Genomic DNA, 13,921 nt, shown 5'->3' with positions numbered 1-13,921 from the left:
TTCGGCAGGCAGTGATCCGAGCGACGAGGTGTGGGCCGCAGGCGGGTCGCCGGCCGGAGCACATTGGCCGGGCAGCGTCCGTGTCGGCGTTCTGGATGCGACTGACGTCCCGGTCGTGCTCCCGCTGCTCGGGACGGCTGGCTGGGCGGTGATGCCCGCCGTGGATGATGAGACCTGGCAGCCCGAGGACCGGGAGGCGGCGCTGCAGGTGGTGCAGCAGGCCGTGCTGCGGCTGGCCACTGCCTCGGAGCCGTTCGGCGTGCGAGTCGAGACGTTCGATCCGCAGGTCACTGGCACGGTCGGCGTACTCGGGGGCGTCACCCGTCGCTTTCCTCAGGTCGTGGCCCCGGCGGTGCATGACCTCTCGGGTCTGCGGCCGATGTTGTCGAGCCTGGTCGAGACGTCTTCAGCGCGGGCGACGCGGATGGCGCAGGCAGGTTTGACCAGGTTCGCTGAACTGCAGGCTCGGTCACGGCGGGCGGACCCGCACCGGGTCGTCGTCGTCCTGGACTACCCGCGGGGGATCGACGAACGGTCGAACCAGGACCTGCTGCGGCTCGCCACCTCCGGCGCCAGCCGCGGGATCGCGCTGCTGGTGACCTTCGATTACTCCGCCGACGCCGCGCCTGGCGTCGACCCCGACCTGCTGCTGGACCATCTGGACGCCGTCGTCACCACCGGCGACCTCCTCGTCGCCGATCAGCTTCCGGGCGTCCCTGTCCTTCGTGACGACCCGATCCGGCAGGTCACCGCGGTGTGCGACGCCGTCGTCGCACGCACCGAGGCAGCCGAGCTGCCTACGATCCCGTTCACCGAGACCCTTCCGCCTCGTGACCGCTGGTGGACGCCGGTCGGCGACGGCCTCGAGGCGGTGCTCGGGTTCGCGGACGCCGACCCGGTGGTGGTGCGGCTCCGGTCGGCGAACCCGCCGCTGCCGCACCTGCTGGTCGCGGGCGCGGTCGGGCAGGGCAAGTCGAACCTGCTGCTGACCGTGATCCACGGCCTGGCCGCCCGGTACTCGCCAGACGACCTGGAGATGTACCTGCTGGACTTCAAGCACGGTGTGGAGTTCGCCCGCCTCGGCCCAGCCACGGGCCGGGACGTCTTCCTGCCGCACGCCAAGGTCCTGGGCATCCATGCCGACCGCACGTTCGGTGTCGCGGTCCTGCGGCACCTGACCGAAGAACTGGCGCGCCGCTCGGAGGTCTTCAAGGCGTATGACGCCGTCGACATCTCCGACCTGCCGGCCGGACCGAACCGACCACCGCGCCTGCTGGTGGTCCTGGACGAGTTCCAGGTCTTGGTCGACGGCGACGATGACCTCGCCACCGAGGCGGTGACCCTGTTGGAGCGCCTGGCCCGACTCGGGCGCGCCTACGGGGTGCACCTGATCCTGGCGACCCAGACCCTGGACGGGACCGCGCGGCTGACTGCGAAACGCGACGCGATCCTCGGGCAGATCCCTCTGCGGCTGGCGTTGAAGACCACGGCTGCCGACTCCCAGGTCATCCTCGGGTCCGGGAACCTGGCCGCCGCGCAGCTGGAGTTCCGCGGGCAAGTCATCGTCAACGCGAACTACGGCGCGCACGACGACAACCTGCGCGCACAGGTCGCCTACGCCGACCACGAGATCCTCGCCGCTCTGCGCAGCGACCTGTGGCAGCGGGCCGGTGGTTCCGTCGCCGTCCCGCCGCGCGTCTTCCACCTGGCCCAGCCCGCCCACCTGCCTACCGCGCTGGCCCGGCAGCTGCCCGTCGCCGGACCGGACGGCGTCGCGGCGTGGGCCGGCCTGCCCGTGGCGGTCACCGAGACGCCGGCCGCCATTCCCGTGCGACCCGAACCAGGTGCCGGAGTGCTCGTGCTCGGCGACGGACCGGCCGAGGGCGTGGGCGTCCTGACCGGCCTGGTGCTCTCCACGATCCTGTCCGCACCACCGCAGGCGCGGCCGAAGGTCGTCCTCTTGGCCCCCACCGCGGCGGGTCGGGCCAGTGACGCGGTGGCCGACGAAGGCACGAGAGCACTGGTCGAGGTGCTGTGGGCGGCCGGGGCTGACGTCGAGCATCTGAAGACCCCGGAGGCGATCACGGGTCGGATCATGGAGCTGCGCACCCAGATCGCCTCCGACGCCGTCGACGGGCCGACGCTCCTGGTCACGATCGGTCTGCACGCTCTGTCCGGTCTCAAGGAGGCCCCGCCCGGCCTGTTCGAGACCCCGGCCGCCGCGCTGGACGACGTCGTACGCCGCGGGCCGTCCGCCGGGATCGTCACGTTCGGCTGGTGGAACCGCCTGCACGCCGTGACTGACGTGCTCGGGTACGACCACGCGAACCTGACCGGGTACGTCTTCCTGCGCCACCCCGTCGACGGCGTCCGCTCCGCCCTGGGCATGCCGCTGCTGACCTGGGCGTCCGAGCCCGCGCGGGCGCTGGTCTGGGATGGCATCGGACCCGAGCCCGTCCAGGTGGTGCCCTTCGCGCCGTTGACGGCCGACGACGTCGAGCACGTCGCGCGTCACATCCGCTCCGAGGCTCCCGAAGGTGGCGTCCGATGACCGCCTCGAACCCGTGGGCTGCGGCCCAGGCGCCCGACGTCGTCGACGACTGGGCCAGCTACCGAGCCGGGCTCGGCGACCTTGCCTCAGCCCTCGCCCAGGCCGAGGACGAGATCGGACAGCGCGACCAGGAGCGCGACCAGCAGCTTGCCGCGGCCCGAGAACGAGTCGCCGGCGCCGAGAGCGATCGCGACGAGCTCGCCGCCGGCCTGCCCGCACTCGAGGAGCTCGCCCGGACCGTCCTGGAGCAGGTGGACGTTCAGCCGCAGGGAGCCGGGAGCACAGACCTCGTCGCACAGGTCGAGGATGCTGGATCGATCCGTTTCGTAATGACCGAGATCCGATCCGGCCTGACCGACACGTCCGCCGCGCTGGCCGTCGCTCGGGGGCAGGCGGCCTCGCGTCGAACCAGGCTCGTCACCGTGGCGGTCGTGGTGGTCGCGACCATCCTGACCTGGGTGGTGCTCTCCGCGGTCGGCGCCAACGTGTTCGCCACGCTCGGAGCGACGATCACCGTCTGCCTCGCAGGGGTCCTGGCGCGGCGTCGCGGCCTCGTCCCGACGGCAGTCGTCGCGGGCATCGGGCTCATCATCGTCCTTGTCATGTGGCTGACCTTGGATGCGATCCTCGCCACGATCCTGCTCCCGGCCGCCGGGCTGACCGGCGTCGTCGTCCTGGCCCGTACGGGCCGCCGCAAGAACCGATAGAAGGGGACCTTCGTCATGTCGCAAGTCACCGATCTCAAGGCCCAGCTCGCCCAGATCGCCAGTGAGTCCAAGACCGCTGGCGGGAGCCTGAGCCAGTTCCAGGACCGGTTCTCCGGGCACATCGCCAAGGTCGAAAGTCTCATCTCCGGCACCTCGACCAAGGCCGACGTCGAGATCGCTGGCGTTCTTGAGGAAGCGCGCCGCGCCGCAGAGCAGGCGTCCGCCGCGCTGCTCGCAGCCGCGGACCGCTGCGAGAAGTTCGCTCAGCAGGTCTGAACGACACTCACTCGGGGTGACCACGGCCATCGCCGGGCACGAACCCGGAACGAAGGAGGTGGCCAGTGGCCCAGTCCGACCTGCAACGACTCGCCGAAGCCCTGGTCACTGAACTCGACCAGGGCATCGGCGCTGACCAGAGAACCCTCTTCCATTGGATCGACGAGTGCGCCCGCTGGCGAGACACATTGATCCTTGCTGGCCCGAACGATCCCTACATCAGGACCGCGGCCGAAGGTGTCGGCGCTGCTCGATCGGAGCTTCTCCGCGCAGTGCAGCAACTCCGACGCGCCCAGCTTCTGGGCGTCGCGTGGTCGGAGCAGGCCGTCACCGACGTCGCCGCAGGCAAGCCCGTCGCGGGCACTCTTACGCCGGCGATGGCCGAGTACTGGCGCAACGGCGGTCGCAGCTGGGCTCCTACACATCTGCAAACCGAGATCGACGACCTCGACCCGATCAGCGACGATCTGCAGAGGGCGATCGACAAGCTCACGCCCGCCGAGGAGGAGCGGTGGCAGCGGGTCTGGCGCAGGTTCCCCAAGGGCGGTACCAGCGCTCAGAAGGCCGCGTTCTACCGTGCTGCCGCCGACGAGCCCGACGTCCCCGAGTACATGCGGCCCGTGCTGCGTGGGAGCGCGTTCAACCACGAGGTCTACACGCTGTACCCGGCGAGCGAGGTGACGATCAACAACCTCGCAGACGACGGCACGACCAAGCGGCAGTTCCGCGTGGACGCCCTCAGCCGTCGAGAAGTCGTCTCGCTGAAGTACACGCAGCTCGCCTTGGTCAAGGCCGAGACTGCGAGGGGCTATGTCGACGAACTCCTCAAGAAGTACCGGCCGGGACGTCCTGATCTTATCGTCGCGTCGACGACGGGCAACCAGACCAAACTTGGAAGACTTCGCAGCTTGATCGGCCAGCCGTTAGCCGGTGACATGGTTCTCGGCGTGCCGCCACAAGTAGAGCCGATTCCTCGGTGGCTCGTGGATTACGCTGCGAAGAACGACATCGAGATCCGAGAGTTCAAGACTCCAGAAGCCCGAGGTGATTCCGCATGACTGGCGATGTCTGGTACACCACCAGTTGGAGCCACACGACGCACGAGCCGACGCCTGGCCACGAGTGGCTCACTAACGAAGGCGCTAGCGAGCACTTCCTGGGAAAGCGTCCAGGCGGCCTGGACGTGGTCGACGCGCATGTGGTTGACGCCGGGGATCGTCCGCGTGCGCGATGGGCCATCGGCTGGGGAGGTGTCGGAGCCAGGGTGCGGTTCTTCACCGAGGCGGGAAGCACGTGGCGCACCGTCGACTGGGAGTTGATCGACGGACGGCTCTGGCGCTGGATCACCATCGATTGGACCTACCCGGACGACACCCGCATCTATCGGAGCAGCGAGGCAATCCTCGACGTTCGCGCCTCGGCGCGTCCCGACGGGACCGGCGACTTCACTACCGAGGACGTCGCCACCGGCCAGGAAAACTTCATCGAGCTGACAGATGCTGCGAGGCCGTCCTATTGGATCGACGTCCCAACCTTCGGAGATTGGACCGCACTCGCAGATCCGGGCCCGTCACCCTATGAGGTTGCGGGTCGCAACGCACCGGCCGCTGTGTGACTCTTTGTGTTCTACGGGCCCGGCGTTGCCGGCCGGCCAGCTCTCAATCGCTGTCGAGGCCATCGCGTTCGGCCGCGAGCAACATCCGCTCGATCTCGGGACGGTCGATCTCTGCGAGGACTGGAAGGCTGCCCAGGGTCCCGTTCGCCTGCACACCGACGAGGTCCTCACTGAGCCCGAACGCCTCGTACAGCGCGTCGCAACTTCCGCAGCCGTTCGACAGGTAGCTCTCTTGCGCGGTCTTCGACCGACCCGCCTTGATCGACGCAACGATCGGATGGGCTGTCCTCGACAAGATGCCCCGTGCGTAGGCGAGCGGCGATGGCTGAAGGTGGCAGCAGAAAGACTCGGTTCACGGGCGCCGGATGCGCAGGCGGTCCTGGTCGAAGCCATGGCCGTGGGCATGGTCGATGTCGTCCTCACCCGCTGGGACGGGTGAATGTGCGCGATGTGTAGGCCGCCCTGTCTGCGGTACCAGGTACCGTGACGATGAAACCCCAGATGGGAGACCAGTGACGACCACCCGCCTCACGCTTGCCGAGGTCGAGCAGTACCTTGCCAAGGCAGCCGACCTGCTCAGAGGTAGTATTGACCAGGCCGACTTCAAGGCATACATCTTCCCGCTGATGTTCTTCAAGCGGATCAGCGACGTGTACGACGAGGAGTACGCGACCGCGCTGGCAGAGTCAGACGGTGACCACGAGTACGCCGCACTGCAGGAGTTTCACCGCTTCGTCGTTCCCAAAGGGCACGGGTGGGAAGACATCCGGGCTCGTTCGGAGAACGTCGGGCAGGCCCTCGCGACTGCCTTCCGTGAGATCGAGCAGGCCAACCAGAAGCATCTGTACGGGATCTTCGGTACGACGGCGGTGTGGAGCAACAAGGACAAGTTGCCCGACCTGAAGCTCAAGGATCTGATCGAGCACTTCTCGACCCGAGGCCTCTCGAACGCGGACGTCGCACCGGACGTGCTCGGCAACGCGTACGAGTACCTGATCAAGCGCTTCGCGGACCAGTCCAACAAGAAGGCCGGCGAGTACTACACCCCGCGGTCGGTCGTCGCGTTGCTCGTCAACATCCTCGATCCGCAGGAGGGTGAGTCGGTGTACGACCCCGCGTGCGGGACGGGTGGGATGCTCATCGAGGTGATCGAGCACGTCAAGCGCGCAGGTGGCAATGCTCAGACCCTCCTGGGGCGACTCTACGGTCAGGAGAAGGTGCTCACTACGTCGGCGATCGCTCGGATGAACCTGCTGCTGCACGGCGTGGAGGACTTCCAGGTCAAGCGTGGCGATACCCTGCGTGACCCGGTCTACTTCGACCGCGGCCGCCTGGCCACCTTCGACAACGTCATCGCCAACCCGCCCTTCTCGCTGAAGAACTGGGGCCACGAGGCGTGGGCGAGCGACGCCTACGGCCGTAACGAACTGGGTGGTGTGCCACCGAAGGGATATGCCGAGTGGGCTTGGGTCCAACACATGCTGACCTCCGCGACCCCGGCTGGCGGCCGGGTCGCGGTGGTCCTCCCGCGGGGAGCCCTGTTCCGCCAGGGCGCTGAGGGCCGCATCCGCGAGCACGTGCTGAAAGGGAGGTTCGTCGAGGCAGTCATCGGCCTGGCACCGAACCTGTTCTACGGCACCGGCCTTGCTGCCTGTGTCCTGATCCTGCGCCGCCGGCGCCCGGATGACCAGCGCGACCAGGTCCTCTTCGTCAATGCGGAGTCGCTGTTCAAGCGCGGCCGGAAACAGAACACCCTCGAACCCGAGCGCGCCGAGGAGATCCTGAAGGCCTACCAGGCATACGTCGACGTCGAGGGTCTGGCGAAGGTGGTCGGCATTGCCGACATCGAGGCTCAGGGGTGGAACCTCAATATCCCGCTGTACGTCGAGCCCGCCGACTCCGGCGAGCAGATCACCCTGGAGCAGGCCCTGACCGAACTCGAAGCAGCCAATGCCAAGGCGAAGCAGACCCGCGCAGCCTTGGGGGCCGAGCTCGCCAAGTGGGGCCTCGGCCCCGAGCCGGTATCGCCGGTCGAGTCTGTCGAGACCAAGGCGGTGACGGTATGAGCGCCCGGATTACCCAGAAGGAACTGGAGTCCTACCTGTGGGGTGCGGCGGTGCTGCTACGCGGCCTGATCGACGCTGGCGACTACAAGTCTTACATCTTCCCGCTGGTCTTCCTGAAACGGACCAGTGATGTGTACGACGAGGAGCATGCCGCCGCCTACGCTGTCTACCAGGACGACGAGCTTGCCGACCTTCCGGAGAACCACCGCTTCGCCATCCCCGAAGGTGCCCATTGGGGAGAGCTGCGTGAGGTCACTAAGGACATCGGCAGTGCGCTGAAGAACGCCATGCGGGCCATCGAAAAGGCCAACCCCGACACCCTGGCTGGCGTCTTCGGTGACGGAGACTGGACCAACAAGAACCTGCTCCCTGACGCCACCTTGGCGGACCTGATCGAGCACTTCTCCGCAAAGACATTATCAGTGGTCAACCTGCCCGAGGATGAGCTCGGGCAGGGGTATGAGTACCTGATCAAGAAGTTCGCCGACGACTCCGGCCACACCGCACAGGAGTTCTACACCAACCGCACCTTGGTCCACCTGATGACCATGATGCTCCAGCCCGAGCCGGGCGAGTCGGTCTACGACCCCACTTGCGGCACCGGCGGCATGCTCATCTCCACCGCTGCGGAAGTGAAGCGAGCGGGCAAGGAATGGCGCAATCTTCGCCTGTACGGCCAGGAACTCAACTACGGCACCTCCGCCATCGCGAAGATGAACCTGTTCCTCCACGGAATCACCGACGGACGCATCGAACATGGCGACACTCTCGCCATCCCAAAGCTCCTCGACGCGCGTGGTGGCCTACGTACTTTTGACGTCGTCCTGGCCAACCCGCCGTACTCCATCAAGTCCTGGAATCGTGAGAAGTTCGCCGCCGACCCCTATGGTCGCAACGCGTGGGGCGTTCCGCCGCAGGGCCGCGCTGACTACGCCTTCTTCCAGCACATCGCCGCGAGCCTCGACCCGATCACCGGCCGTGCCGCGATCCTCTTCCCCCACGGTGTCCTCTTCCGCCGTGAGGAAGCCGCCCTGCGAGAGAAGTTGGTCAAGTCGGATCTGGTGGAGGCCATAATCGGCCTGGGCCCGGGGCTCTTCTATAACTCCCCGATGGAAGCCGTCGTCATCACCCTGCGAGCGACCAAGCCCGCTGACCGGGCCGGAAAGGTGATCTTTATCAACGCCGTCGCTGAGGTGGCCCGCGAGCAGGCCCAGTCCTTCCTCCGCGAGTCTCACCAATCCAAGATCCTCGACGCCTACGGTGCCTTTACCGAACAGCCTGGATTCGCCGCCGTCGCCACCATCGATCAGATTGGCGAGAAAGCGTGGAGCCTTGCCATTCCCTTATATGTCGCGGGAGTGCCGTCCGCGGAGGCGACCGAGACTCGCGGCATCGACGACGTAGTGGCTGCCTGGTGCGCCTCTGCACGAGTGGCCGACGGCGCGATCGACACCGTCCTCACCATGCTTCGCATGGAGGTCGCCCGGTGAGCCTCAACCTCGACAGGTCCACTTGGAAGACGTTCGCGTTCGGCGATGTCATCGAGAACGTCACAGACCGGGTCGATGACCCCTCGAAAGCTGGCGTCGACCGCTATGTGGGTCTGGAGCATCTCGACCCCGGCGTTCTGACGATCCAACGGTGGGACACCCCCGACAAGGTAGAAGCGCAGAAACTGCGCTTCGAGTCCGGCGACGTCATCTTCGGACGGCGGCGTGCGTACCAGAAGAAGGTCGCAATGGCTGAGTTCGAGGGCATCTGCTCGGCACATGCCCTTGTCCTGCGCGCCCGGCCTGAGGTAATCCACCCGACCTTTCTGCCCATCTTCCTGTCCAGTGACTGCTTCCTCGATCGTGCCATCGCGATCTCGGTTGGCTCGCTTTCACCGACCGTCAACTGGCGTGACCTGAAGGTCCAGGAGTTCGACCTCCCACCCCTCGACGAACAGCAGCGCCTCGCCGACCTCCTTTGGGCAGTGGAGCGCGAGCGGAACGCGACCCAGACGTTGCTTTTGGCAACAGACACGTCGGTCCAGACGCTCGTGGACTTTCTGCTTGAGCGCGCTGGTGGCGTTGAGACCCCGCTTGGAGAGGTTCTGGTTACCTGTCAGTACGGCCTATCCAGTCGTGCTGGTGAAGACGGCGCCTTTCCGATGTTGCGTATGACGAACGTGCGTGCGGGCACTGTCGTGGGCGACGACCTGAAGTACTGCGATCTCAGTGATGGCGAGTTCGCGAGGTACCGGGTGCACAAGGGCGATGTTCTCTTCAACCGTACAAACACGGCGGAGTTGGTTGGCCGATCGGGCATCTTCAATCTTGGGGAAAACTTTGTCTTCGCCTCGTACTTGGTGCGGCTCAAGGCTGCCCATGAGTTGTTGGCCCCTGAGTTCCTTAATCATTTCATCAACTCCGGATTCGGGCAGCGGCGAATCCGGATCCACGTGTCTCGTGGTGTCGACCAAGCAAACATTAGCGCTGCGAAACTGAAGTCTGTGAACATTCCGCTGCCCAGTCTGGCCGATCAACAGACCATTGTGCGGCAAGTCGAATCTTTGCGTGAGCCGAGGCGTGAACAGGCAACTCGCTTGGATGCAGCAACTGATCTTGGCCGGGTGCTGAGGGCTGAGATATTTGGAGGCGATGCCTGATGTTCAACGAAGCGAACTCGGTGCGGGATTTCGTTCGAGATCTGGTGGCGACCGATGACTTTCGGTTCGTGCCGGGCAAGGAACTGCCGCGGAAGGTCGATGAAGTGCTCCTGGAAGCTCAGGTCAAGGAGTCGCTGATCACCTTCAATCCGGTGATCGCGGCGGATCCGCGGCTTGCCGACGAAGTGCTCTACCAACTTCGAGCGATATTGATCTCAGCGCGGAGTACGCCAAATCCGGTGGTGGCGAACGAGGAGTTCGCGGCGTGGTTGACCGGGCAGCGGTCGATGCCGTTCGGGCCGGACGGTGAGCACGTCACGATCCGGTTCTTCGACTTCGACCGAGCGGATGAGGTCAGCGCGAACAACTGGATCGTCTCCACCGAGGTGACCTACGGCGTGGGGCAGGTCCAGCGTCGCTTCGACCTGGTGCTCTGGTGCAACGGCCTCCCTCTCGTGGTCGGCGAGGCCAAATCGCCTGTGCGTCCGGCATACACGTGGATCGACGCCGCTGCGCAGATCGACGAGGACTACGAGGTCAACGTCCCAGCGTTCTTCGTCCCGAACGTGCTGAACTTCGCCACCGAGGGCAAGGACTTCCGCTACGGCTCGGTCGGGATGCCTGTTGAACTGTGGGGACCGTGGCGTGAAAATGCGTCGGCTGACGCCAGTCCGACGATGGCTTTGCTGGGGCTCGATGTGGTGAAGCAGGCCGTGGCCGGGGTGCTGGAGCCGAACGCGATATTCGACTTCCTTAGGTTCTTCACTCTGTACGCGACCGACAAGCGGCATCGCAAGATCAAGATCATCGCGCGGTTCCAGCAGTTACAGGGGACCAACCTGATCGTGGAGCGGGTGCTGCACGGTAAGGTCAATCGCGGCCTGATCTGGCACTTCCAGGGGTCGGGAAAGTCGCTGCTGATGGTCTTCGCCGCTCAGAAGTTGCGGGCGATGGCGGCGCTGACGAACCCGACGGTGTTGATCGTGGTGGACCGGATCGACCTGGACACGCAGATCACCTCGACGTTCAACGCCTCGAATGTACCCAACCTTGTCTCGACCGACTCCCGTACCGAGCTCCAGGCCCTACTGCGTGCCGGCGCGCGGAAGGTCATCATCACCACCATCCACAAGTTCGGCGAGGTGCCGGGTGTTCTCGACGACCGGAAGAACGTCATCGCGATGGTCGACGAGGCGCACCGATCCCAGGAGGGCGACTTTGGGCGGAAGATGCGAGGCGCGCTGCCCAACGCGTACCTCTTCGGCCTGACCGGCACGCCGATCAACAGCCGCGATCGCAACACCTTCGCTTGGTTCGGTTCGGAGGAGGACGTTGGTGGCTACCTGTCGCGCTACACCTACTCGGACTCCATCCGCGACGGCGCGACACTGCCACTGCACTTCGAACCACGACTCTCCGAGATCCACCTGGACGAGGAGGCGATCGACGAGGCCTTCGCCGAGCTCGCCGAGCAGCACGGGCTGACCGAGGACGACAAGATCACTCTCTCCAAGGGAGCCGCATCCCTGGAGGCGCTGATCAAGGCGCCCGAACGGGTCCGCACGATCGCAGCGGACATAGCGCTCCATTTCCAGGAGAAGGTCGAGCCGCAGGGCTTCAAGGCGCAGGTCGTCGTCTACGACAAGGCCACATGCGTGGCCTACAAGAACGAACTCGATGAGTTGCTCGGTCCCGATGCGTCGACCGTCGTCATGTCCAAGGGACGTAGGGACCCCGCGGAATGGAAGCAGTGGACTCCCGGACGCGACGAGCTCGAGCGGATCTCGGCACGGTTCAACGATTCTGCCGACCCGCTGAAGATCCTCATCGTGACCGCGAAACTCCTCACGGGCTTCGACGCGCCGATCCTGTACGCGCAGTACATCGACAAGCCCCTCAAGGCCCACAACCTGCTCCAGGCGATCTGCCGCACCAACCGCGTCTACCCGCCTGCCAAGACACACGGCCTGATCGTCGACTACCTCGGAATCTTCGACGACGTCGCGGGGGCCTTCGAGTTCGACGACAAATCCGTCGAGCAGATGATCTCCAACATCGACACGCTGCGTGACCAGCTTGCGCCAGCCATCGCTGCTGCGCTCACGTTCTTTCCCGGCATCGACCGCACCGTCGGCGGATACGAGGGGCTCATCGGTGCGCAGGCCGCGCTCACCACCGATGCAGCAAGAGACGCGTTCGGTGCCGCGTACAGCATCGTCGCCCGGCTCTGGGAGACGCTCTCACCGGACCCGATCCTCGACGAGCACGAGGCTGACTACCGCTGGCTCACGGACGTCTATCAGTCCGTCCAGGCGCCGGACACTGCCGGACGCCTGGTGTGGCACGCCCTGGGCGCGAAGACGCTCGAACTCATCAATGAGCACGTGCACGTCGAGGTCCCCAGGACCGACCTGGAGACAATCGTCCTGGACGCACAGGTCATCGAAGACCTCATGACAGGCAAGCGCAAGGACGTCGATCCGGCAGAGGTCGAGAAGTGGATCACTGCCCGCATCGCCAAGCATGTCGGCAACCCGGCATTCGTCCAGCTTGGGTTGCGCCTCCAGCAGCTGCGTGAGAAGTATCAGCATTCGCAGCAGGCATCGCTGGAATTCCTTAAGGAACTGTTCGAGCTCGCTCGGGACACCATCGCAGCCGAGAAGGCGGAGGCGGAGGTCCCTCGGGAGGAGCGGGGGAAGGCCGCGCTCACCGAGCTCTTCGAGTCCCTTGAGAGCGACGACACCCCTGTCATCGCCAAGCGCATCGTCGCCGAGGTGGACGAAGTGGTCCGTGCGATCCGCTTCGAGGGTTGGCAGAAGACGACAGAAGGGGACCGGCTCGTTCAGCAGGGACTGCGTAAGACGCTGTACGTCAAGTTCAAGATCCGCGACCACGACGTATTCGAGCGAGCGCTGGGCTACGTCCGGGAGTACTACTGACGATTCAAGTGTGAGCGGCGGTGAATCGTGCTCGGCGCCGTGAGGACAGCGCCAGCACGGGGCACGATCCGTTCGCGATCGTGCCGCACAGTGCGCTCCATCGACTGGGTAAGCGCAGGTAGCTCAAAGGTATCGAACGTTCTCCTCGTTGAGTCCGGCCACAACTTGCTCGGGCGCGAGAAGCAAGTTCATAAGGCCCATGACGTACCTGGCCCACTCCTCGGGCTCCAAAATGTCGTTGAACGCGGCGGCGGCCTCGAACTGCCGTCGCAGGTTCACGGGTAGCCGCTGTGCGAGCGAGGCGGCCAGCGCGAGTGCTCTGCTGCTCTTGGGAGACGGCGCGCTCAACTTACCGATTGGCCGAGACCCTGCGGAAGGCAGCGGTGTCACGGTGGCCTTCTCGAGCTCGCCCACGGCGGTAGCGACCCAGCTGGAATCCTCGCTTGCAAGCGACGGGATCGCGATCTGTTGTGTTGAGGCGATTGCGGCCCGGCTGAGCGCGAGGGAGAGCCCGCCGGGATCCTCGTGGTAGTTCAGATATCGGGCAACATCTATTCCCGGCGGGCACACCCTGTCCAGCACCACGTCGCCTACGAAGTTGCTGGGGTCAACTAGCCAGCCTTCACGCACCGTGATCATGGGTGTGAGGTGGACGCGGTAGAGATAGAACTGGCGGCCGTGATCGGCTTGATCGTCGATTCGTCGCAGCATGTTGTGTACAGCTGCCTCGTAGGTGCCGACGTGCAGGGCCTTGGCTCTTTGACGTTGGACCCACCGGGCGACGTGATCGTCTCCGCCCATCCTCTGCCTGGTCAGCTCGGTCAGCTTCGCAGCCGGATCGAAGTTTCGCGCAGGCCAGTCCGGTTGCGTGCTGGTGTGGTACCAGACAAGCTGCGTGAAGTTGTCGTCGCGCAGGGCGGGATCATCCGGATCGACGGTAACCCGTGGCGCAGTTTCCACTTCGCAGGTCACGCCGCAGCCTGGACAACTCTCTTGAGCCCGTTCCCACCGATCAATCCAATCAAGATCGACAACCCACTGAGGTTTTCTCGCCTCATTCGCTGACGGGGCGTTGAAGGTGGAGCAGGACGAGTGCAGCTGCGGCGATCTCGGTGAT

11 protein-coding genes are annotated in these 13,921 nt (G+C 65.4%); 9 read left to right on the top strand and 2 right to left on the bottom strand.

Annotated features, from left to right (window positions below):
• Window positions 1-160: 160 nt before the first annotated feature.
• From ACYVK7_RS18480 to ACYVK7_RS18460, 5 genes are all read left to right on the top strand, one after another.
• On the top strand, window positions 161-2,551 hold the full coding sequence (locus ACYVK7_RS18480) for an FtsK/SpoIIIE domain-containing protein (RefSeq protein ID WP_460889178.1): 2,391 nt from the start codon (window positions 161-163) through the stop codon (window positions 2,549-2,551).
• Window positions 2,548-3,258, top strand: coding sequence for a hypothetical protein (locus ACYVK7_RS18475; RefSeq protein WP_460889177.1), 711 nt, complete (start codon window positions 2,548-2,550; stop codon window positions 3,256-3,258). The genes ACYVK7_RS18480 and ACYVK7_RS18475 overlap by 4 nt, the downstream gene beginning before the upstream one ends.
• Window positions 3,259-3,273: 15 nt before the next feature.
• The gene (locus tag ACYVK7_RS18470) at window positions 3,274-3,534 is read left to right on the top strand and encodes a hypothetical protein (protein WP_460889176.1); all 261 of its coding nucleotides are present in this window, start codon (window positions 3,274-3,276) and stop codon (window positions 3,532-3,534) included.
• A 65-nt stretch (window positions 3,535-3,599) separates the two neighbouring features.
• On the top strand, window positions 3,600-4,592 hold the full coding sequence (locus ACYVK7_RS18465) for a hypothetical protein (RefSeq protein WP_460889175.1): 993 nt from the start codon (window positions 3,600-3,602) through the stop codon (window positions 4,590-4,592).
• Window positions 4,589-5,149: a hypothetical protein gene (locus tag ACYVK7_RS18460; protein WP_460889174.1), complete on the top strand. Its 561-nt coding sequence runs from the start codon at window positions 4,589-4,591 to the stop codon at window positions 5,147-5,149. The genes ACYVK7_RS18465 and ACYVK7_RS18460 overlap by 4 nt, the downstream gene beginning before the upstream one ends.
• Before the next feature lie 43 nt (window positions 5,150-5,192).
• Here ACYVK7_RS18460 and ACYVK7_RS18455 read toward each other — a convergent pair whose 3' ends face one another.
• On the bottom strand, window positions 5,193-5,444 hold the full coding sequence (locus ACYVK7_RS18455; protein WP_460889173.1) for a hypothetical protein: 252 nt from the start codon (window positions 5,442-5,444) through the stop codon (window positions 5,193-5,195).
• Window positions 5,445-5,661: 217 nt separating this feature from the next.
• On the opposite strand from ACYVK7_RS18455, the gene ACYVK7_RS18450 reads away from it, so the two are divergent.
• Genes ACYVK7_RS18450 through ACYVK7_RS18435 form a run of 4 tightly spaced genes read left to right on the top strand, consistent with a single transcriptional unit; the run spans window position 5,662 to window position 12,804 of the window.
• Window positions 5,662-7,215 carry a type I restriction-modification system subunit M gene (locus tag ACYVK7_RS18450; protein WP_460889172.1) on the top strand — a complete coding sequence of 518 codons (1,554 nt, stop codon included), beginning with the start codon at window positions 5,662-5,664 and terminating at the stop codon, window positions 7,213-7,215.
• The gene (locus ACYVK7_RS18445; RefSeq protein ID WP_460889171.1) at window positions 7,212-8,705 is read left to right on the top strand and encodes a type I restriction-modification system subunit M; all 1,494 of its coding nucleotides are present in this window, start codon (window positions 7,212-7,214) and stop codon (window positions 8,703-8,705) included. Before ACYVK7_RS18450 ends, ACYVK7_RS18445 begins: the two co-directional genes overlap by 4 nt.
• Entirely contained in the window at window positions 8,702-9,865 is a 1,164-nt protein-coding gene (locus ACYVK7_RS18440) for a restriction endonuclease subunit S (RefSeq protein ID WP_460889170.1), read from the top strand. Before ACYVK7_RS18445 ends, ACYVK7_RS18440 begins: the two co-directional genes overlap by 4 nt.
• Complete coding sequence (locus ACYVK7_RS18435; RefSeq protein ID WP_460889169.1) at window positions 9,865-12,804, top strand: type I restriction endonuclease subunit R; 2,940 nt, start codon at window positions 9,865-9,867, stop codon at window positions 12,802-12,804. The genes ACYVK7_RS18440 and ACYVK7_RS18435 overlap by 1 nt, the downstream gene beginning before the upstream one ends.
• Before the next feature lie 123 nt (window positions 12,805-12,927).
• Here ACYVK7_RS18435 and ACYVK7_RS18430 read toward each other — a convergent pair.
• A partial coding sequence (locus ACYVK7_RS18430) for a hypothetical protein (RefSeq protein ID WP_460889168.1) occupies window positions 12,928-13,921 on the bottom strand: 994 nt, incomplete at its 5' end.

It is taken from the genome of Promicromonospora xylanilytica, from assembly GCF_054782895.1.
The sequence above is the reverse complement of the archived record's forward strand: the minus strand, read 5'-3'. Positions and strand labels throughout refer to the sequence as shown.

What these genes read in the sequence shown, in the direction of transcription:
- ACYVK7_RS18475 (WP_460889177.1), top strand. Translation starts at nt 2,548, where the DNA reads ATGACCGCCTCGAACCCGTGGGCTGCGGCCCAGGCGCCCGACGTCGTC.
- ACYVK7_RS18470 (WP_460889176.1), top strand. Translation starts at nt 3,274, where the DNA reads ATGTCGCAAGTCACCGATCTCAAGGCCCAGCTCGCCCAGATCGCCAGT.
- ACYVK7_RS18460 (WP_460889174.1), top strand. Translation starts at nt 4,589, where the DNA reads ATGACTGGCGATGTCTGGTACACCACCAGTTGGAGCCACACGACGCAC.
- ACYVK7_RS18445 (WP_460889171.1), top strand. Translation starts at nt 7,212, where the DNA reads ATGAGCGCCCGGATTACCCAGAAGGAACTGGAGTCCTACCTGTGGGGT.
- ACYVK7_RS18435 (WP_460889169.1), top strand. Translation starts at nt 9,865, where the DNA reads ATGTTCAACGAAGCGAACTCGGTGCGGGATTTCGTTCGAGATCTGGTG.